Source organism: Paenibacillus stellifer (assembly GCF_000758685.1).
GTDB classification, from domain to species: Bacteria; Bacillota; Bacilli; order Paenibacillales; family Paenibacillaceae; genus Paenibacillus_AQ; species Paenibacillus_AQ stellifer.
In genome coordinates this window covers 1,411,712-1,426,305 of record NZ_CP009286.1, presented here as the reverse complement: position 1 = coordinate 1,426,305, position 14,594 = coordinate 1,411,712, and the positions used below count along the sequence as shown (strand labels likewise).

14 protein-coding genes are annotated in these 14,594 nt (G+C 56.6%); 2 read left to right on the top strand and 12 right to left on the bottom strand.

Annotated elements, in window-relative coordinates:
• Positions 1–114: 114 nt before the first annotated feature.
• From PSTEL_RS06435 to PSTEL_RS06400, 8 genes are all read right to left on the bottom strand, one after another.
• Positions 115–1,248, bottom strand: a complete 1,134-nt coding sequence (locus PSTEL_RS06435; RefSeq protein WP_052098233.1) for a dipeptide epimerase — start codon at positions 1,246–1,248, stop codon at positions 115–117.
• Entirely contained in the window at positions 1,245–2,168 is a 924-nt protein-coding gene (murQ, locus tag PSTEL_RS06430; protein WP_038694304.1) for an N-acetylmuramic acid 6-phosphate etherase, read from the bottom strand. The genes PSTEL_RS06435 and murQ overlap by 4 nt, the downstream gene beginning before the upstream one ends.
• 73 nt (positions 2,169–2,241) lie before the next feature.
• On the bottom strand, positions 2,242–3,177 hold the full coding sequence (locus tag PSTEL_RS06425; protein ID WP_038694302.1) for a BadF/BadG/BcrA/BcrD ATPase family protein: 936 nt from the start codon (positions 3,175–3,177) through the stop codon (positions 2,242–2,244).
• A 30-nt stretch (positions 3,178–3,207) separates the two neighbouring features.
• Positions 3,208–4,032, bottom strand: a complete 825-nt coding sequence (locus tag PSTEL_RS06420; RefSeq protein WP_038694300.1) for a carbohydrate ABC transporter permease — start codon at positions 4,030–4,032, stop codon at positions 3,208–3,210.
• Positions 4,029–4,949 (bottom strand): carbohydrate ABC transporter permease, encoded by a 921-nt coding sequence (locus PSTEL_RS06415; RefSeq protein WP_038694299.1) that lies wholly within the window; start codon positions 4,947–4,949, stop codon positions 4,029–4,031. Before PSTEL_RS06415 ends, PSTEL_RS06420 begins: the two co-directional genes overlap by 4 nt.
• A gap of 127 nt (positions 4,950–5,076) precedes the next feature.
• Complete coding sequence (locus tag PSTEL_RS06410) at positions 5,077–6,381, bottom strand: ABC transporter substrate-binding protein (protein WP_038694297.1); 1,305 nt, start codon at positions 6,379–6,381, stop codon at positions 5,077–5,079.
• Between the two features lie 38 nt (positions 6,382–6,419).
• On the bottom strand, positions 6,420–7,472 hold the full coding sequence (locus PSTEL_RS06405) for a serine hydrolase domain-containing protein (RefSeq protein WP_038694294.1): 1,053 nt from the start codon (positions 7,470–7,472) through the stop codon (positions 6,420–6,422).
• Positions 7,456–8,376, bottom strand: coding sequence for a MurR/RpiR family transcriptional regulator (locus PSTEL_RS06400; RefSeq protein WP_483823597.1), 921 nt, complete (start codon positions 8,374–8,376; stop codon positions 7,456–7,458). The genes PSTEL_RS06405 and PSTEL_RS06400 overlap by 17 nt, the downstream gene beginning before the upstream one ends.
• Before the next feature lie 357 nt (positions 8,377–8,733).
• Between PSTEL_RS06400 and cmpA the strand changes: the two genes are divergently transcribed.
• On the top strand, positions 8,734–8,865 hold the full coding sequence (gene cmpA, locus PSTEL_RS27485) for a cortex morphogenetic protein CmpA (protein ID WP_156995804.1): 132 nt from the start codon (positions 8,734–8,736) through the stop codon (positions 8,863–8,865).
• A 117-nt stretch (positions 8,866–8,982) separates the two neighbouring features.
• Here the strand turns inward: cmpA and PSTEL_RS06395 are convergent, their stop codons facing one another.
• Entirely contained in the window at positions 8,983–9,477 is a 495-nt protein-coding gene (locus PSTEL_RS06395) for a DinB family protein (RefSeq protein ID WP_038694290.1), read from the bottom strand.
• 147 nt (positions 9,478–9,624) lie between these two features.
• Between PSTEL_RS06395 and PSTEL_RS06390 the strand changes: the two genes are divergently transcribed.
• Positions 9,625–10,176: a CGNR zinc finger domain-containing protein gene (locus PSTEL_RS06390; RefSeq protein WP_038694288.1), complete on the top strand. Its 552-nt coding sequence runs from the start codon at positions 9,625–9,627 to the stop codon at positions 10,174–10,176.
• 177 nt (positions 10,177–10,353) lie between these two features.
• Here PSTEL_RS06390 and PSTEL_RS06385 read toward each other — a convergent pair whose 3' ends face one another.
• Genes PSTEL_RS06385 through PSTEL_RS06375 form a run of 3 tightly spaced genes read right to left on the bottom strand, consistent with a single transcriptional unit; the run spans position 10,354 to position 14,567 of the window.
• Positions 10,354–11,574, bottom strand: coding sequence for a 2-hydroxyacyl-CoA dehydratase family protein (locus tag PSTEL_RS06385; protein ID WP_038694286.1), 1,221 nt, complete (start codon positions 11,572–11,574; stop codon positions 10,354–10,356).
• Positions 11,575–11,604: 30 nt separating this feature from the next.
• The gene (locus PSTEL_RS06380; RefSeq protein WP_084064782.1) at positions 11,605–12,489 is read right to left on the bottom strand and encodes an acyl-CoA dehydratase activase; all 885 of its coding nucleotides are present in this window, start codon (positions 12,487–12,489) and stop codon (positions 11,605–11,607) included.
• Between the two features lie 50 nt (positions 12,490–12,539).
• Positions 12,540–14,567 (bottom strand): 2-hydroxyacyl-CoA dehydratase, encoded by a 2,028-nt coding sequence (locus tag PSTEL_RS06375; protein ID WP_052098232.1) that lies wholly within the window; start codon positions 14,565–14,567, stop codon positions 12,540–12,542.
• Positions 14,568–14,594 lie beyond the last annotated feature (27 nt).

The window sequence follows — 14,594 nt, the reverse complement described above, 5'->3', positions numbered from 1 at the left end:
GAAAAAAGCAAAACCCGAAGCATGCGGCCTGCATGTTCGGGTTTTGTTTTTTTAGAGTTTAGGACTTTGAGCCTAGAGTTTAGGATTTTGAGCTTAAAGTTTAGGATTTTGAGCTTAGAGTTCGGTCATATATTCCGCCTTCAAATCCGTAATGCCTAGGCCCGGCAACGGGGAGAGGAACATATCCGCTCCTTCGTACCGCACGCCACCCGCTACGGGATCGGCCGACAGCAGCAGGGGGGCGTCAAAATCAAAGCGTGTGACATTGGGCTGCGAGGCCGCGAAATGGGCGGCCGCCGTGATGCCGATCCGCGTCTCGATCATGCTGCCGACCATGCATTCGATGCCGCAGGCCTCCGCCATCCGGCAGATCGTGACGGCGTGACGGATACCGCCCGCCTTCATCAGCTTGATATTGAGCAAATCGGCGGCGCGCTCGGCAAGCAACGCCATGGCATCCTGCGGACCGAAGACGCTCTCGTCGGCCATAATGAGAGTCCCGACCGAGCGGGTCACCTGCGCAAGTCCTTTCAGGTCGCGGGCCGGAACCGGCTGCTCCACAAGCTCCAAATCCAGTCCGGCATCCTCCATCGCCGTGATCGCCCGAATGGCTTCCTTCGCGCTCCAGCCCTGGTTCGCATCAAGCCGCAGCTTGACGCCGGGACCGACCGCTGCGCGGATTCCGGCGACACGTTCGATGTCAAGCGAGACATCGCCAAGTCCGACTTTGATCTTCAAAGTCCGAAAGCCGGAAGCCGCGATGTCTGCGGCATCCTGCGCCATGCGCGCCGGCGCATCCACGCTGACCGTGAAATCCGTACGGCAGGTATCGCGATAGCCGCCCAGGAATCGGTACAGCGGCAGGCCCGCCTGCTGCGCGGCTAGATCGTGCAGCGCCATATCCAGCGCAGCCCGCGCGCTGGAGTTGCCTACGGCGCCGCGCTGGAGAAGCGCGAGAGCCGCCTCCAGCCTGAGCGGCTCCTGCCCGAGCAGCAATGCCGATGCGCGGCGGATGAACGCCGCGATTCCCTCAAGCTGCTCGCCTGTGATGGCCAGCGTCGGCGGCGCTTCGCCATAGCCGCGCCGTCCCTCGCCGTCGGTGATGACGACGGCTATCGTCTCCGCCGTTTCGACCGTGCGCAGCGCCGTCTTGAACGGCTTGATCAACGGGACGGAAATATGCCGCAGGGATATGTCCCGTATTCTCGTATGCCGGTCTCCTTCAGCGGCGGCGGAATCTCCCGTCATTCAGCTCCGCCCCCTTCCAGACCGGCTTCCACCGCTGCGCGGACCCGGCCGCGCGACCGGACCAGCAATTCACGCGCCGATTCAGCGTCAATGGAACATTTCTGCATTACAATGGCGGTCTTGCAGTCTCCCTCGGCTGCAGCCAGCACATGCTCCGCTTCCTCCGCAGTAAGTCCCGTGGCCGCCGCCACAATCCGTTTAGCCCTTTCCTGCAGCTTCTTGTTGGTCGCCTGCAGATTGACCATAAGGTCGTCATAGACTTTGCCGAGCCGGATCATGGCTCCTGTCGTCAGCATGTTCAGCACCAGTTTCTGCGCAGTGCCTGCTTTGAGCCGGGTGGAACCGGTGACCACCTCAGGACCGACCGGCACCTCAATGGCAATGTCGGCATGCCTCCCGATTTCCGAAGGCGTATTGCAGGCGACGGCAACCGTGGAGGCGCCTGCGGCCCTGGCCGCTCTAAGCGCGCCGATGACATAAGGCGTTCTGCCGCTGGCTGCGATGCCGACAACAACATCGCCTGCGCCCACATCCCGCTCGCAGACATCCCGCTCGCCGCCTTCCTCCGAGTCCTCCGCACCTTCAATGGCGGTGAACAACGCTTCCGTGCCTCCGGCAATTACTCCCTGGACCAGCTCCGGATCGGTTCCGAACGTCGGCGGACATTCCGAGGCATCCAGCACGCCCAGCCTTCCGCTTGTTCCTGCGCCAAAATACAGGAGCCTTCCGCCGTTATCCAGCGCATTCGTGATCAAATCAACAGCTTGCGAAATCTCTTCCAATCTATTGCTCACCGCATCCGCCACCAGGGCGTCTTCGCGGTTCATTCGCTTCACAATTTCCAGACTCGACCAGGTGTCCAAAGACTCCGGATGTTCATTCCTGCCTTCTGTCAACAATTCTCCCAAGTTCTCCAACATCGGTGTCTCCTCTCTGCCTCAATTGCCGGCCATACTCGCGATGCCCGCCGCTGCCCGGCTATGCATACAGGACTCAAGGGTTATCCTGAAGGGAGAGCAGCGCAAGCAGAGCCGCTCCATAGGCCGCATCTGTATCAGGAAGCACTGCCTTGGCTAACGGATAGCTCCGCTGCAGCAGTTCCGTAAATGTGGCGTAAATATAGTTCATGTTGGCAAATACGCTGCCGCTGCACACAACCGTCAGCGGTTCCTCCCCAAAAGACAGCGCCTCGATTACGGCACCTGCCATCAGAGCAAGCTCCTCGGCCGCCTCCTTGAGAATGCGGGCGGACGCTTCATCCCCTTCGAGATAAGCCTGATGGACCACCGCCGCAAGAGCGGCGATCTCCTTCTTGCCCGCCGATTGATAGACATAGGGCACGATGCGTTCCATACGGCTAAGTCCCAAATGCTCCATCAACCGGGGCATAAGTAAAGTCGGGGCTTCCCGTCCGTCATAGGCGCGGACGGCGGCGGCAATGCCTTTGGCTCCTATCGCATAGCCGCTGCCCTCATCGCCGATCAGATGTCCCCAGCCTCCAGCACGGGCCATCAGGCCGGACGCCCGGCGGCCGTAGGCCAGCGAGCCCGTACCGGAGATGACGGCTACGCCCTCGCGCCCGCCACTGCCTGCGGCCAGTACCGGTTCGGCGTCATTCGTCACCGTGATCACTCCGCGGATGCCGCAGGCCGCCACTATCTGCTCAAGCGCCGCTCTGTCATCCGGACGGTCTGCTCCGGCGCTTGCGAGGCATAATGCCGCGCAATCCTCAATCCGCCGTCCGGCTTCTTCGGTCGCGGACCCTATCAGCGACCGAAGCGATTCCGTCACGGCCGCTTCGCCTATGGCATGAAGATTGGTCGGACCGCCCGTCGCCTCCCCCAGCTTAGCGCCGGAGAGATCGGCTACATACAGCCGGCTTTTGGTGCCTCCTCCATCTATTCCGATAACGTAGCTCTCGCTGCTCAATGATTGATACCTCCTGTTTCCGCTGGATCGTCATTTGACCGCCCCAGCCGTCATGCCGTCCATGAACTGGCGGGAAGCGAACATGAATAAAAGGATCATCGGCAGCGAGGCCAAGGTCAGTCCGGAGAACAGCGTGCTCCAGTCGGAAGCATATTCCCCGAACAGCGACATCAGGCCGACCGGAATCGTCTTCTTAAGTTCGCTCTGTATGAAAATGAGCGGGAAGAAAAAGTCGTTCCAGGCTGTGACGAAATTGATGATCATGACCGTTCCGAGCGCCGGGCGCATGAGGGGCACCACGATTTTGCCAAGAATCTGCATGTCTGTGCAGCCGTCGATCCGGCCCGCTTCCTCCAGCTCCGTCGGGAGTGTCCGGAAGAAGCCGGACAGAATCATCACGCCCATCGGGATGCCGATTGCCGTATAGATGAGAATCAGGGACCAGGCCGTATTCGTCAGATGCAGTCCCTTCATCAGCAGGAAGAGCGGCACAATGCCGAGCTTGATCGGAATCATCATCCCGAGCAGGAAGATGAACAGCAGCGCCTCATTCCATTTATACCGGGTACGGGAAATATAATAGGAAGCCAGCGTCGCCGTCAGCAGAATCAGGAAGACACTGACAACCGATACAATCACACTGTTGACAAAATAGGTGCCAAACGGCATCTGGCCGAGCAGCTTGTCGTACGCGGCAAGCGAGAATTTGGTCGGCAGGGACAGCGGCTTCGTGAAGATTTCGATTGTCGTCTTGAAGGAAGCCGTCACCATCAGGAAGACGGGATACAGGCTCAGCAGAGCGAACACATAGCCAATGACATGCTGGCCGATTCGGTATGCAAGATGTGGTTTCATGTGCGGCTCACCTTCCTGGTCAGCATGAGGAACAGCGCGGAGATCGCGGCAATAATCGCGAACATGACCACGGCGAGCGCCGAGCCGAGTCCCACAGCGGCGGAGCTGTCCGCCGAACCGCCGAACGCCGTCCGGTAGAAGAAGACTGCAAGCGTGTCCGTCGAGTAATACGGTTCGCCCATGGAGCCCTGCATGGCATACACCAGTTCGAATGCTTCGAATGACTGGATAAAGGTCAGTACCGTGACCATAATGAGCTGCTGTGCGATCAGCGGCAGAACAATCGAAGTAATCATTCGCATCCCTTTGACACCGTCAAGACGGGAAGCCTCTATAATCTCGGTCGGAATGGATTGGAGGCCGGCCAGAAAAATAAGCAGCGACAATCCGACGCCGAACCAGCAGTTGACGAAAATAATGGAAACCAGCGCCGTCTTGGGATCTCCCAGCCATGTCATGGCGAGCGATTCCAGTCCGACTTTTTGCAGCATCACGTTCAAGGTGCCGTAGGTCGGATTCAGAATCAGCTTCCACAAGAAGCCGACCACAATGACAGACAACAGACGGGGCAGGAAATAAGCGATCTTCAACAGCCCCGAGCCTTTGACCTTCTGATATATTAGATAGGCCAGCAGAAAGGCGATTCCGTTCTGGACAATCATCTCCAAGGCAAAATAGAGCAGATTATGCTTCAGCGCGTTGGTGAACATCGTATTGAACGGCTCCATTGTGAACAGGTCGACGAAATTGGAGAGCCCGATGAAATCAAGCTTCCGGATACCTGACCAATCGTACAGACTGTAGGAGAAGGCCGCGATGATCGGGTAGATAATAAAAGTCAGGTAGATGGCAAGCGCCGGCAGCGGAAACAAATGGATTGTCCATCTCTTCCTGCGGGTATACGGGAGCTGGTTCATAGTGTGCATTCACCTCGTTTGGCTTTCTTAAAAAAGGGATACCCGGCGTTTCAACGGAAACCGACACCGGGTATATCAGTGAATTTACGTTGTTACATGAATTGAAGTGTACTTTATTCGAACGAACTTACTTGGAAGAAGCCTTCCACTTATCCGAGCTGGCCTGCATATCTTCCGCTACCTTCTCAGCCGTCATCTTGTCGAAGAACAACGCCTGCATGTCATTTTCCATTGTGACCTTCGTGGTCGGGTTGCCTACGCCGAAGTTGGCCAGCAGGACATACGGTGTGGAGATGGTGTTGGCATATTCCGCAAATTTGGCTACAACCGGATCGCTGACCGATACTCCCGGAACGGGACTTACGCGCTTCATTTCATTAGAGAACAAATTGCCGAATTCTTGGGACGCCGCGAACTCCAGGAATTTCTTCGCTTCTTCTTTATGCTTGGAATTGGCGTTGACTCCAAAAGAGCCGTCCACATAGGTCGTTACCGTCGGGCTGCCGCCTGCGCTCTGCGGAGGAACCGGGAATACGTCGAAGTGCAAATCGGGGTTCTGGGATTCGATGACGCCTGCGTCAAAATCGCCCATAATATACATGGCGGCTTGTCCTGTGACGAACAGGGTCCGCATATCTTCATAGCTCACGCCTGTGAAGTTATCCGCGAAATAAGGGGAGAGATCCTTCATTAACTGGAGAGATTTCACATAAGCCGGATCGGTAAATTTCTTCTCTCCGCTAACGAGCTGTTCCGCAAAAGCGCTGCCGCCATACGCGGACGGTCCAAGTGCGCTGTGTGTGATGGACAGAATCCAGCCATCCTTCGTGCCCATGGCAAACGGAGTGACTTTATTCTCTTTCAGCTTCTTGGCGGTATCGACCAGTTCGTTCCAGGTGCTCGGGATCTGCAAATTGTACTTGGCGAAAATATCTTTATTGTACATAATGGCAACCGTATTAAGACCCATCGGCACACCGTAGATATTGCCGTCCTTGCCTGTAGCTGCGGCGAGCACGTCCTTGGAGAATGCATCCAGCCCCTTCAGGCCGTTGATCGGTTCAACATATCCGGAGTCGCCGAGCGCAATACCTGCGGCATAAGGACGAAGATGGATAATGTCCGGGCCTCCGCCCGTCTGGAGCGCCGTATTCAGCACAGTGTTGTACTCGGTGCTTTTGGTCGGACTGAAGTCGATTTCGATATTCGGATACTGCTTGTTGAACGCCGCGATGATCTTATCGTAGACTTCCTTATCATCCGTTCTCCAGCTGCCCATGGTCAGCTTCACCTTCTCGCCCGATGCGGTTGCCGGACTGGCGGCTGCGCCTTCCGTTGCGGCGGCATTCCCGCCCGAATTGCTGCTGCAGCCAGCCAGCGCGACAGAAGCCAGGAGCATCAGAGTTGCAGTGTGCTTGAATATACGCTTCATTAGATCAATCTCTCCCCTTTTATCCAATGTATTCGTCTTTATGACATATAGAAATGTGCAAAGATCGCGTTATGCAGTTCCGGCCTTAGCTCCCGGATGAGATTATTCCGCCCGTAATGCACGGCATTCGTCAAGAAGACGACCGACAGTCCGCGCTTCGGCTCAAGCCAAAGGCTGCCGCCTGTAAAACCGGTATGGCCATATGTTCCCTCGGGCATCAGTTTCCCGCATGCCATCTCATCGCCGCCTTGCTGCCACACCTGCCAGCCGAGCCCCCGGCCTTGAATCGCCCGGCTTACAGCTTCATCTATCCATTCGGGGTCCAGCAGGTTATACCGTTCCGGATAGAGCCAGCTGTCGGCATACCGGGACAAATCTCCGGCGGTTGTGAACAATCCCGCGCTGCCGGACACGCCTCCGAGACGATACGCCTTCTCATCATGGACTTCGCCCTGCAGATAACGCCGGCCGTCCCATTCGGTAGCCGCGATTCTGTTCCTCAGTTCCGCAGGGGGATTGAAAGTGGAATCCATCATTCCAAGAGGTTCGAATACATTCTGCTTAACAAATGCATCGAGCGGCTGCGCGGCAACGCGGGCGATAACAACCCCCAGGAGAATCATACCGACATCGCTGTAGAGCGCCCGGTCTCCGGGAACGCTGATCAAGTCCTGCGCCAGAGCATCCTGCAGCGGATCAAGCGCGGTGTAGCGATCCAGATAACCGGGCATATCGGCAGGCAGCCCGCTTGTATGCTGAAGACAATGTCTGAGCGTCACTCCGCCGTGGCGGAATTCGGGAATATAGCGGCTCACCTCATCATCCAGCCGAAGCTCCCGCTGTTGCGCCAGAAGAAGCGCAGCGGGCAGCGTGGCAACAACCTTCGTTAATGAGGCCGCATCGAACAGGGTGGACAGCTTGGCGGGTCTGTCAATCGCATGACTTGATTCGTTGTTTGAAGAAGTATTCGGAGCTAGTCTACCGTATGCCCGCGAATATCGCCAGGCATCCCCGAAGCGGATATCGAGCACCGCGCCAGGTATTTTGCCTTGAGACACCCATCCCTCAATCAGCTCATTCCACATTTCCATCGCGTTTGGAGCTCCTTACCGCTTTACGTGTATTTTCCAGCAGCCCGACCGTGCTCTCGAAGTTCAGGCGAATCACCCCGACATACAGAATGTCGATCACGTTCAGCTGGGTAATCCGCGAAGCCGTGGCGCTGCTGCGGATGCCCTTCTCAAGAGAGGTGGTGAACAGCTTGATATCCGCCAGACCGGATACCGGATTGCTTCCGAACTTCGTCAGCGTAATAATCGTCGCTCCGCTCTCTTTGGCAACCGTCAGCGATTGGATAATATCCTCGGTCTGACCCGAATAGGATACGCCGAACGCAACGTCATGTTCTGTCAGATTGGCGGCCAGCGTCGCCTGCGAATTGAAATCATAGGCGGCTTCACACCAGCGGTCGATCCGTGAGAATTTTTGCATGAAATCCTGGGCGATGATCGCCGACGCGCCGATGCCGAATACGCAAATCTTCCGTGCGCCTTCGATCGCTTCGATCGCCCGTTCCACTTCCTTCGCCGACAGAACCGCGAGCGTGTCCTGAATGGATTGCATATTATTGTGGGAAATGGAATCGATCAGGGTCGAGGTCAACCCTTCCACCTGAATCTCCTGATAGGCTTCCGTATCCTGCAGCGCCCAGGTCGGCTGGGCCAAATCGGCGACAAGCCTCATTTTTAATTCCTGGAAGCCCTTGAAGTGCAGCGAGCGGGAGAGACGAATGATGGTAGCTTCGCTGACACCTGTCAGCTTGGCCAGCTTCTGAACCGACAGCTTCACCGTCTGCTCGGGATGAGCCAGAATGAAATCCGCTACGATCCGCTCCTGCGGCTTCAGTGTGGGCAAGGCTTCCTTGATGCTGATAAGACCTCCATGCATAAATGTTCTCACCTTCTTCAGCGCCGTAATAACAGTCAAGCTATGCACCGGTGTAGCAGCTCTTGAATGTATGATAAACTAATGTTTCATGATTTTCAATAAAAAAATAAAATAATGTTTCAAAACATAACATGAAAGGTGAAATAAACAGTGTTTTTGTGCGTAAAATAGGCAGGATTCAAGCAGTTTCTCTTCAAAATAAAGCTTATTTGTGTAATCTTATCTCACATTTGATCAAAAACTCAATCTGTCTGCTGCCTCCTATTACTACCAGAATCCGTGCTGCGGCCGCTGCCCGGCCTTATAGAACCGCTATTCCGGACATATGCCCTCCTGGCAGTAGACCGCACCTTTAACCCGGCGCCCACATATGCTGTCATACGAATCATTCGAGGAGGAATACCTATGCCCCAATGGCTGTGTCATCAACTAATGAAGGCGTATTACAAAAAAGACCGGCGGCAAATCAAGCTGCTGAACGAATGCTGGTACTTCTACCGGGATTCCGTGATTAAGCGGAGACAGGGACGTGCCTGACCTACGCCCGTGCAGCATCCTCCGGCAAAGATCGGAAGTTCGCCCGGCAGCAATAACGGACCCGCTGTTCCGCTAAGGAAGAACGGGTCCGTTATACTGTGCCGGCGATGGATGGTGCTAGCCAAAATGCCGCTGAGCCGGCCAGGAGCCCTGCAGCTTGCGGACAAGCACAATCTGGCCCGTATGATACGCATCGTGCAGGACCAGACTCATAATCTCCTCACCCGGCGCATGGCGTTCTCCCTCCCGGATAAAGACACCGCCGCCGAATTTCGCGATCTCCGCTCTCAGCTCCGCATGCACTTCACGAAGATGCTGCACTGCCTTTGCCCAAGCATCCGGCCCGCTCTCGGCTACGGTGAAGGTATCGTCATTATTTTCAGCAGATGAAAGCTGCGGCAGTCCTTTAAACTTGCGGAGCAGCCTTTCCTTATAATACAAAAGATGATTCACCGTCTCCCAAATAGAATTCGCCGCCTTTCCCTCAGGCTTCCATAGCGCCTGCACGTCATCCACGCCGGCAAGCGCATCCTTCAGAGGAGGGGCCCAATCCTCCTGTTCCATCGCGTAATCCCAGTTTTGCAGCAGCACGTTGACCATTGTTTCGCTCATATTCCAAGCCTCCCACATGTTTGTAACTACCTAAAGTCAAAAATACAGGTTACAAGGACACTGTATCATGCTCGACATAATGATTTCAAGTAACTAGCAAAACTGAGTTTTACCTGTTACAATCAAGGGATGGAAAGGAAGGATGTCATGCTGTGGACTGATTTTATTAACAGCTACTGGAGGGATTGGAGAACCGGGGACCGCAGTAAGGACCGCGACCGGCTGGAGGAACCGGAATGGACCATACAATGGCTCGTCCAGGAAGGACTGCCGGCACTGCCCGCGCCGAATGGGGATGAGCTGGGGAAGCTGAAGGTGCTGCGCAGCATCCTTTTTGATATCGTCAAGGACATCGTGGATGGAAGAGAACCCGGGGAGCTTGCGGAAACGCTGAACTGTTACATGATAGCGGGGCCTGTTATCCGCAGGGCCGGACGGGACAGCGAAGGCAGATTCACCGTCACGCTCGTTCCCGCTTCGGCAAGCTGGGAGCAGGTCATGGCGGAAATCGCCGGCTCCTTCGCCAGTTCGCTGGAAGGACAGGACAAATCGAGGTTTCGCATTTGCGACAACCCCGATTGTCTGTGGGTGTATTATGACGATACGCGCAACCGCTCCAAGCGGTATTGCGACGACAAGGCTTGCGGCAACCTGATGAAGGTCCGCCGGTTCCGCGCCCGCAAGAAAGCGGGGCAGTGAGCCGGAGCCCATTCCGTAAGACGCGAGACCGGAAGCAAATGAGCCTCTTGGAGGCAATAGCAGGAATGTGCGCACGACACTTCATACCGGAGTTGCAGCCAGAGCAGGAAGCCGGGATTGCAGTTCGGCTCAGGAGATCAGTCACGCATGGTACGGTCTACCCGGCGCCCAGGCCGGTCAGGACAGCATCTCGATAAACGCCTTGATCCGGGTCAGAATTTGTCCGCTGGCGGCGCCCACCTGGAAGGTCCCCTCCAGGTTGATGCTCGGAATGCCTTTGTTATGGAAATACTCTCTGTACATCTCCCGGGTCACGCTTCCGAAGGAGCAGCCCAAATATCCGTACAAGATCAAGCCCCGCGCCCCGATCCGGTCGACCTGCCGTTCAATCACATCGCGCCGGTATATCGACGCGCCCGCCATCTGGCTCTCAAGCTGGAAGCGGACCAGTGATTCCACCGGATCGATCTCCTCGCGGTAATCCTTCGCATACGGCGATGAGACGAAGCCGAGCAGCGAGCCCCCGGCATTGTCGATGGCGTCATAGATGCCGAATTCCTGGCCGTTCCCGCCGGTCCAGATCAGCGGAATCGCCTGGCTGCGCTCCTCCTCGTTGATATCCAGCCCCTGCAATTCGCCGACCAGCGCGTCCAGCACCTCCTGATATTCCTCGGGTTTGCCGAAATAATGGGTTAGCCCATTCATCAAATACATAATGCCCAGACTCTTGACATGGAACGGATGCTGAAGCCGCAAATCCATGATTTCACGCATGGAGCGCATCATCCGGTTCTTGCGGACAATTTCCCGGTGCAGACTGTCCCGGTCAATCTCACGGCTGCCCGTCAGCCACTCATTGAACTCATGGATTTCTTCGATAAAATACCGGACCAGCTCCTCGTACCGCTCTCCCTCCACACCTGGCGCCCGATAGACGATATCGCTGGTGTAGACGTCGAAGCCTTCCTTTCTCATCACTTCCCACGCCAGGTTATAGGGCTCGCAGGCGGAGGATGAGCCGAAAATGCGAGTGATCGAGGTTCCGGCCTGCTTCCGCAAGTACCATTCCCCCGCCGTCGCTTTTACCATCGAGCAGGTCTCGGCCGGCATCTGATAATGGTCCTCGGAGACCGTGATCGCGTCCCGGCCGCTGATCCGCCCCATTTCCGAGAAGGCGACCGGAATGGCTCCGGTAGAATAGATCAGGGGCATTGCCCAGGGCACGCCGGCCCATATGACCTTGGTTCCGTTCTTGCCTGCCCTCTCCGCGTCATCCACATAATCGATGACCAGATTGAACAGCTTCTGGATGGCGGGCGAATGAGCGTGCACAACGTCGCGGCTGTGCCGGATATGATTCAGCTGCTCCTGAGCCTCATGCGTTAATACCGTCGACATCTTCGTAAGACCTCCTTGGAATGATCTCTTTTATTTGGCTTTCAAGAGGGCAAAGTCCGACAGATCGCTCTCACCCCGGGACGCCGCTTTCTGGGCGAAGACCGCCGCCCCCAGAGCGCCTGCGAAGATCGTGTCCAGCTTCACCCGGCTGATCGGATGACCCAGCAGCTCCTCCAGCGCCCGGGTCATGCCCGGATTGTTCGAGACCCCGCCCGAGAACACCAGATCCGGCTCAAGCCCGATCCGGTTGACGAGATTGCGGACCCGGCGCGCTGTCGCCAGATGGATGCCGGCGGCGATGTTGGCGGCGGACACGCCTTTGGCCTTCAGCGATATCACTTCGGATTCGGCGAAGACGACGCATTGGCTGCTGACATCCGCCGGCTCATCGGCCTTCAACGCTTCGGCGCCCAGTTCCTCCAGCGTCAAATCCAGCAGATGTGCGACCTTCTCCAGGAACCGTCCGGTTCCGGCCGCGCATTTGTCGTTCATGATGAACTCGATAACCTTGCCGTTTGCCGGATCAACCCGGATCGCCTTGGAATCCTGGCCGCCGATATCCACGATGGACCGAACCTTGGCGTTCAAGTAATGGGAACCCATCGCATGGCAGGAAATTTCGGTCACGATTTTATGACCGGTTTCGCCGAAATTCAAGGAGACGCGCCCGTATCCTGTACCGACGATGTAGGCGATCTCCTCGCGAGGAACCCCGGATTGTCTAAGCAGCTTGTCCAACAGCTTGTCGGCCGTCTCCTGCATATACACCCCGGTCGGAGTAATCGCCGTGTAGAGCTTGCCTCCGGCCAGCAGCACGCCCTTACCCGTTCTGGACCCCAAATCGAGACCGACCGCGATATCCCCCGTCAGCGAGGACAGCAGCTCGGGGTCGATGATCTCTTTCCATTCACTCATGCTCTTCATCTCCCTTGCGTTAATCAAAATGTTGCGCCCATGCCCAAGCGTCATACCGCTCCTGCGGCCAGCCCTTTCCGTTCCTTCAGCACCTCGATGAACGCCTCAAGCCGTGTCTTGAGCTGCCCCTGGTCGCTCTTCGAATAGTCGATCGGCAATTCAAGCACGGGAATTCCGAGCTGCTGATAATGCCGGAAGAACTCATTCTTGACCTGCCCGTAGCAAGGGCAAAATTTGAGATAGGCGTACAGAATTCCGTCCGCCTGATATTCGGTCGCAAGTGCTCCCGAAATATTCACCCGCTCTTCCAGCGGCTTCATCCGGGCGCAAGGCGTCTGGTCGATATAGCCTTCCGCCAAAGCCTTGTACGGATCGCCCGTTTCGTCGATTTGGGCGGATGCGATTTTCAGTCCGGTACAGTGATCCTCGGCAACGATCCGGGCTCCCAGCTCGTCCTCGATCAGCTCCAGAAGCTTCCGGTCTCCGTCGGCAATAATGCCTCCGGCCATGAACAGACGGATCGTCCGTTCCTCGCGGACCGGCACTGCCGACAGCTTGTCATATATGCCCCGGTACAGCGGGATTAGCTCTTCGGCAGGCAAATAATAGAAGGCCTTGATCAGATCCAGGTAATCCTTGCCGGTGAGCGGCGGGTTAGGACGTTTCCGCAGTTCGGAGATTTGAGTCAGTAGCCGGCGGACCTCATTGTACTGCCTGATCTGCAGACGCAGCTCCCCTTCGGTAATCACGTTCCCGGACAACTGTTCGAGATCGGCCTTGAAGCTCTGAATTTGGGAGCCATAGAAATCTCGCGAAGAGGGCTTGGCTTTGATGCGGGGAAGGGTATAAATGTCAGTTGGCGTAAAAAACTCGCCGATCGCCTCACCGACCGTCTTGATGCAATCGCAGGTGTAGAACGTGTACACTTTATCCAGCGATGTATAGAGCGGGTCTTTCTCCTTGAAAGCGCCGAGGATGCTCTTCGTGAAATCGCAAAATACGCTCTGCGTAATCTGTTCACCGCTCGCTACCGTCTCGGAGTCGCCCGCTTTGAACAGCCGGATATGGGAGACGCCGGCAGCGCTGATCATCTCAAGCGGCGTATAGGAGCACAGATAGCCCACCTTCTTGTGATCGTCCTCCTGGGCCGAAAGCTGCTCCTGACGCTCCGCGATCCGGTTCTCGACGCCGGATAAATCGAGCCGGAATCCGTCTGATAGGGCCCCGCTGTCAGTTAAGGCTGCGCGCGAATCATTCAAGGCATGGATCGCCGCTCCCAAGGCTCCGGCAAAGATCGTGTCGATCTTCGCTTCAATCAGCGGGTGACCGGACAGGTCCTCCAGCGCTTTGCGCATACCGACGTTGTTCGAAACGCCGCCGGAGAAGATCAGGCCCGGCTCGATTCCAACCCGCTTGAGCAGGTTGCGGACCCGCTTCGCCGAAGCGAAATGGATACCTGCGGCGATATTTCGCCGCGTCTCTCCTTTTGCCCGCAGCGAGATGACCTCCGATTCGGCGAACACGACACACTGGCTGCTAATCTCCGACGGCTCGTCCGCCAGCACGGCTTCCTGTCCCAGCTCATCGATGTTCAGCTCCAGAATTTCGGCCACCTTCTCCAGGAACCGCCCCGTCCCCGCCGCGCATTTATCGTTCATGACGAATTCGGTCACGCCCCCGGTCAACGGGTCTACCCGGATCGCCTTGGAGTCCTGGCCTCCAATATCCACAATGGTCCGCACGTCCGCATTGAGATAATGCGCGCCCATGGCGTGGCATGAAATTTCCGTCACGATCCGGGTCGGAATATGGGGATACCGAAGAGCAATCCGGCCATATCCGGTTCCCACGATATAATCGATTTCCGAGCGGGTCAGCCCCGACTTGTCCAGCAGATCCTCCAGCAGTTCATCGGCCGTGTCCTGCATATTGATGCCAGTATAGACCGAGCTTGTATAAATCTCCTCTCCTTTCAGCAGCACCGCCTTGCCCGTTCTCGACCCGATATCGATGCCGATTACGGTTCCGCCAGACAGGGAATCCAGCAGCCTTTCGTCAACTACCTCTTGTATCCGCATGGTTATCCACCTCGTATCCTAGTTTTT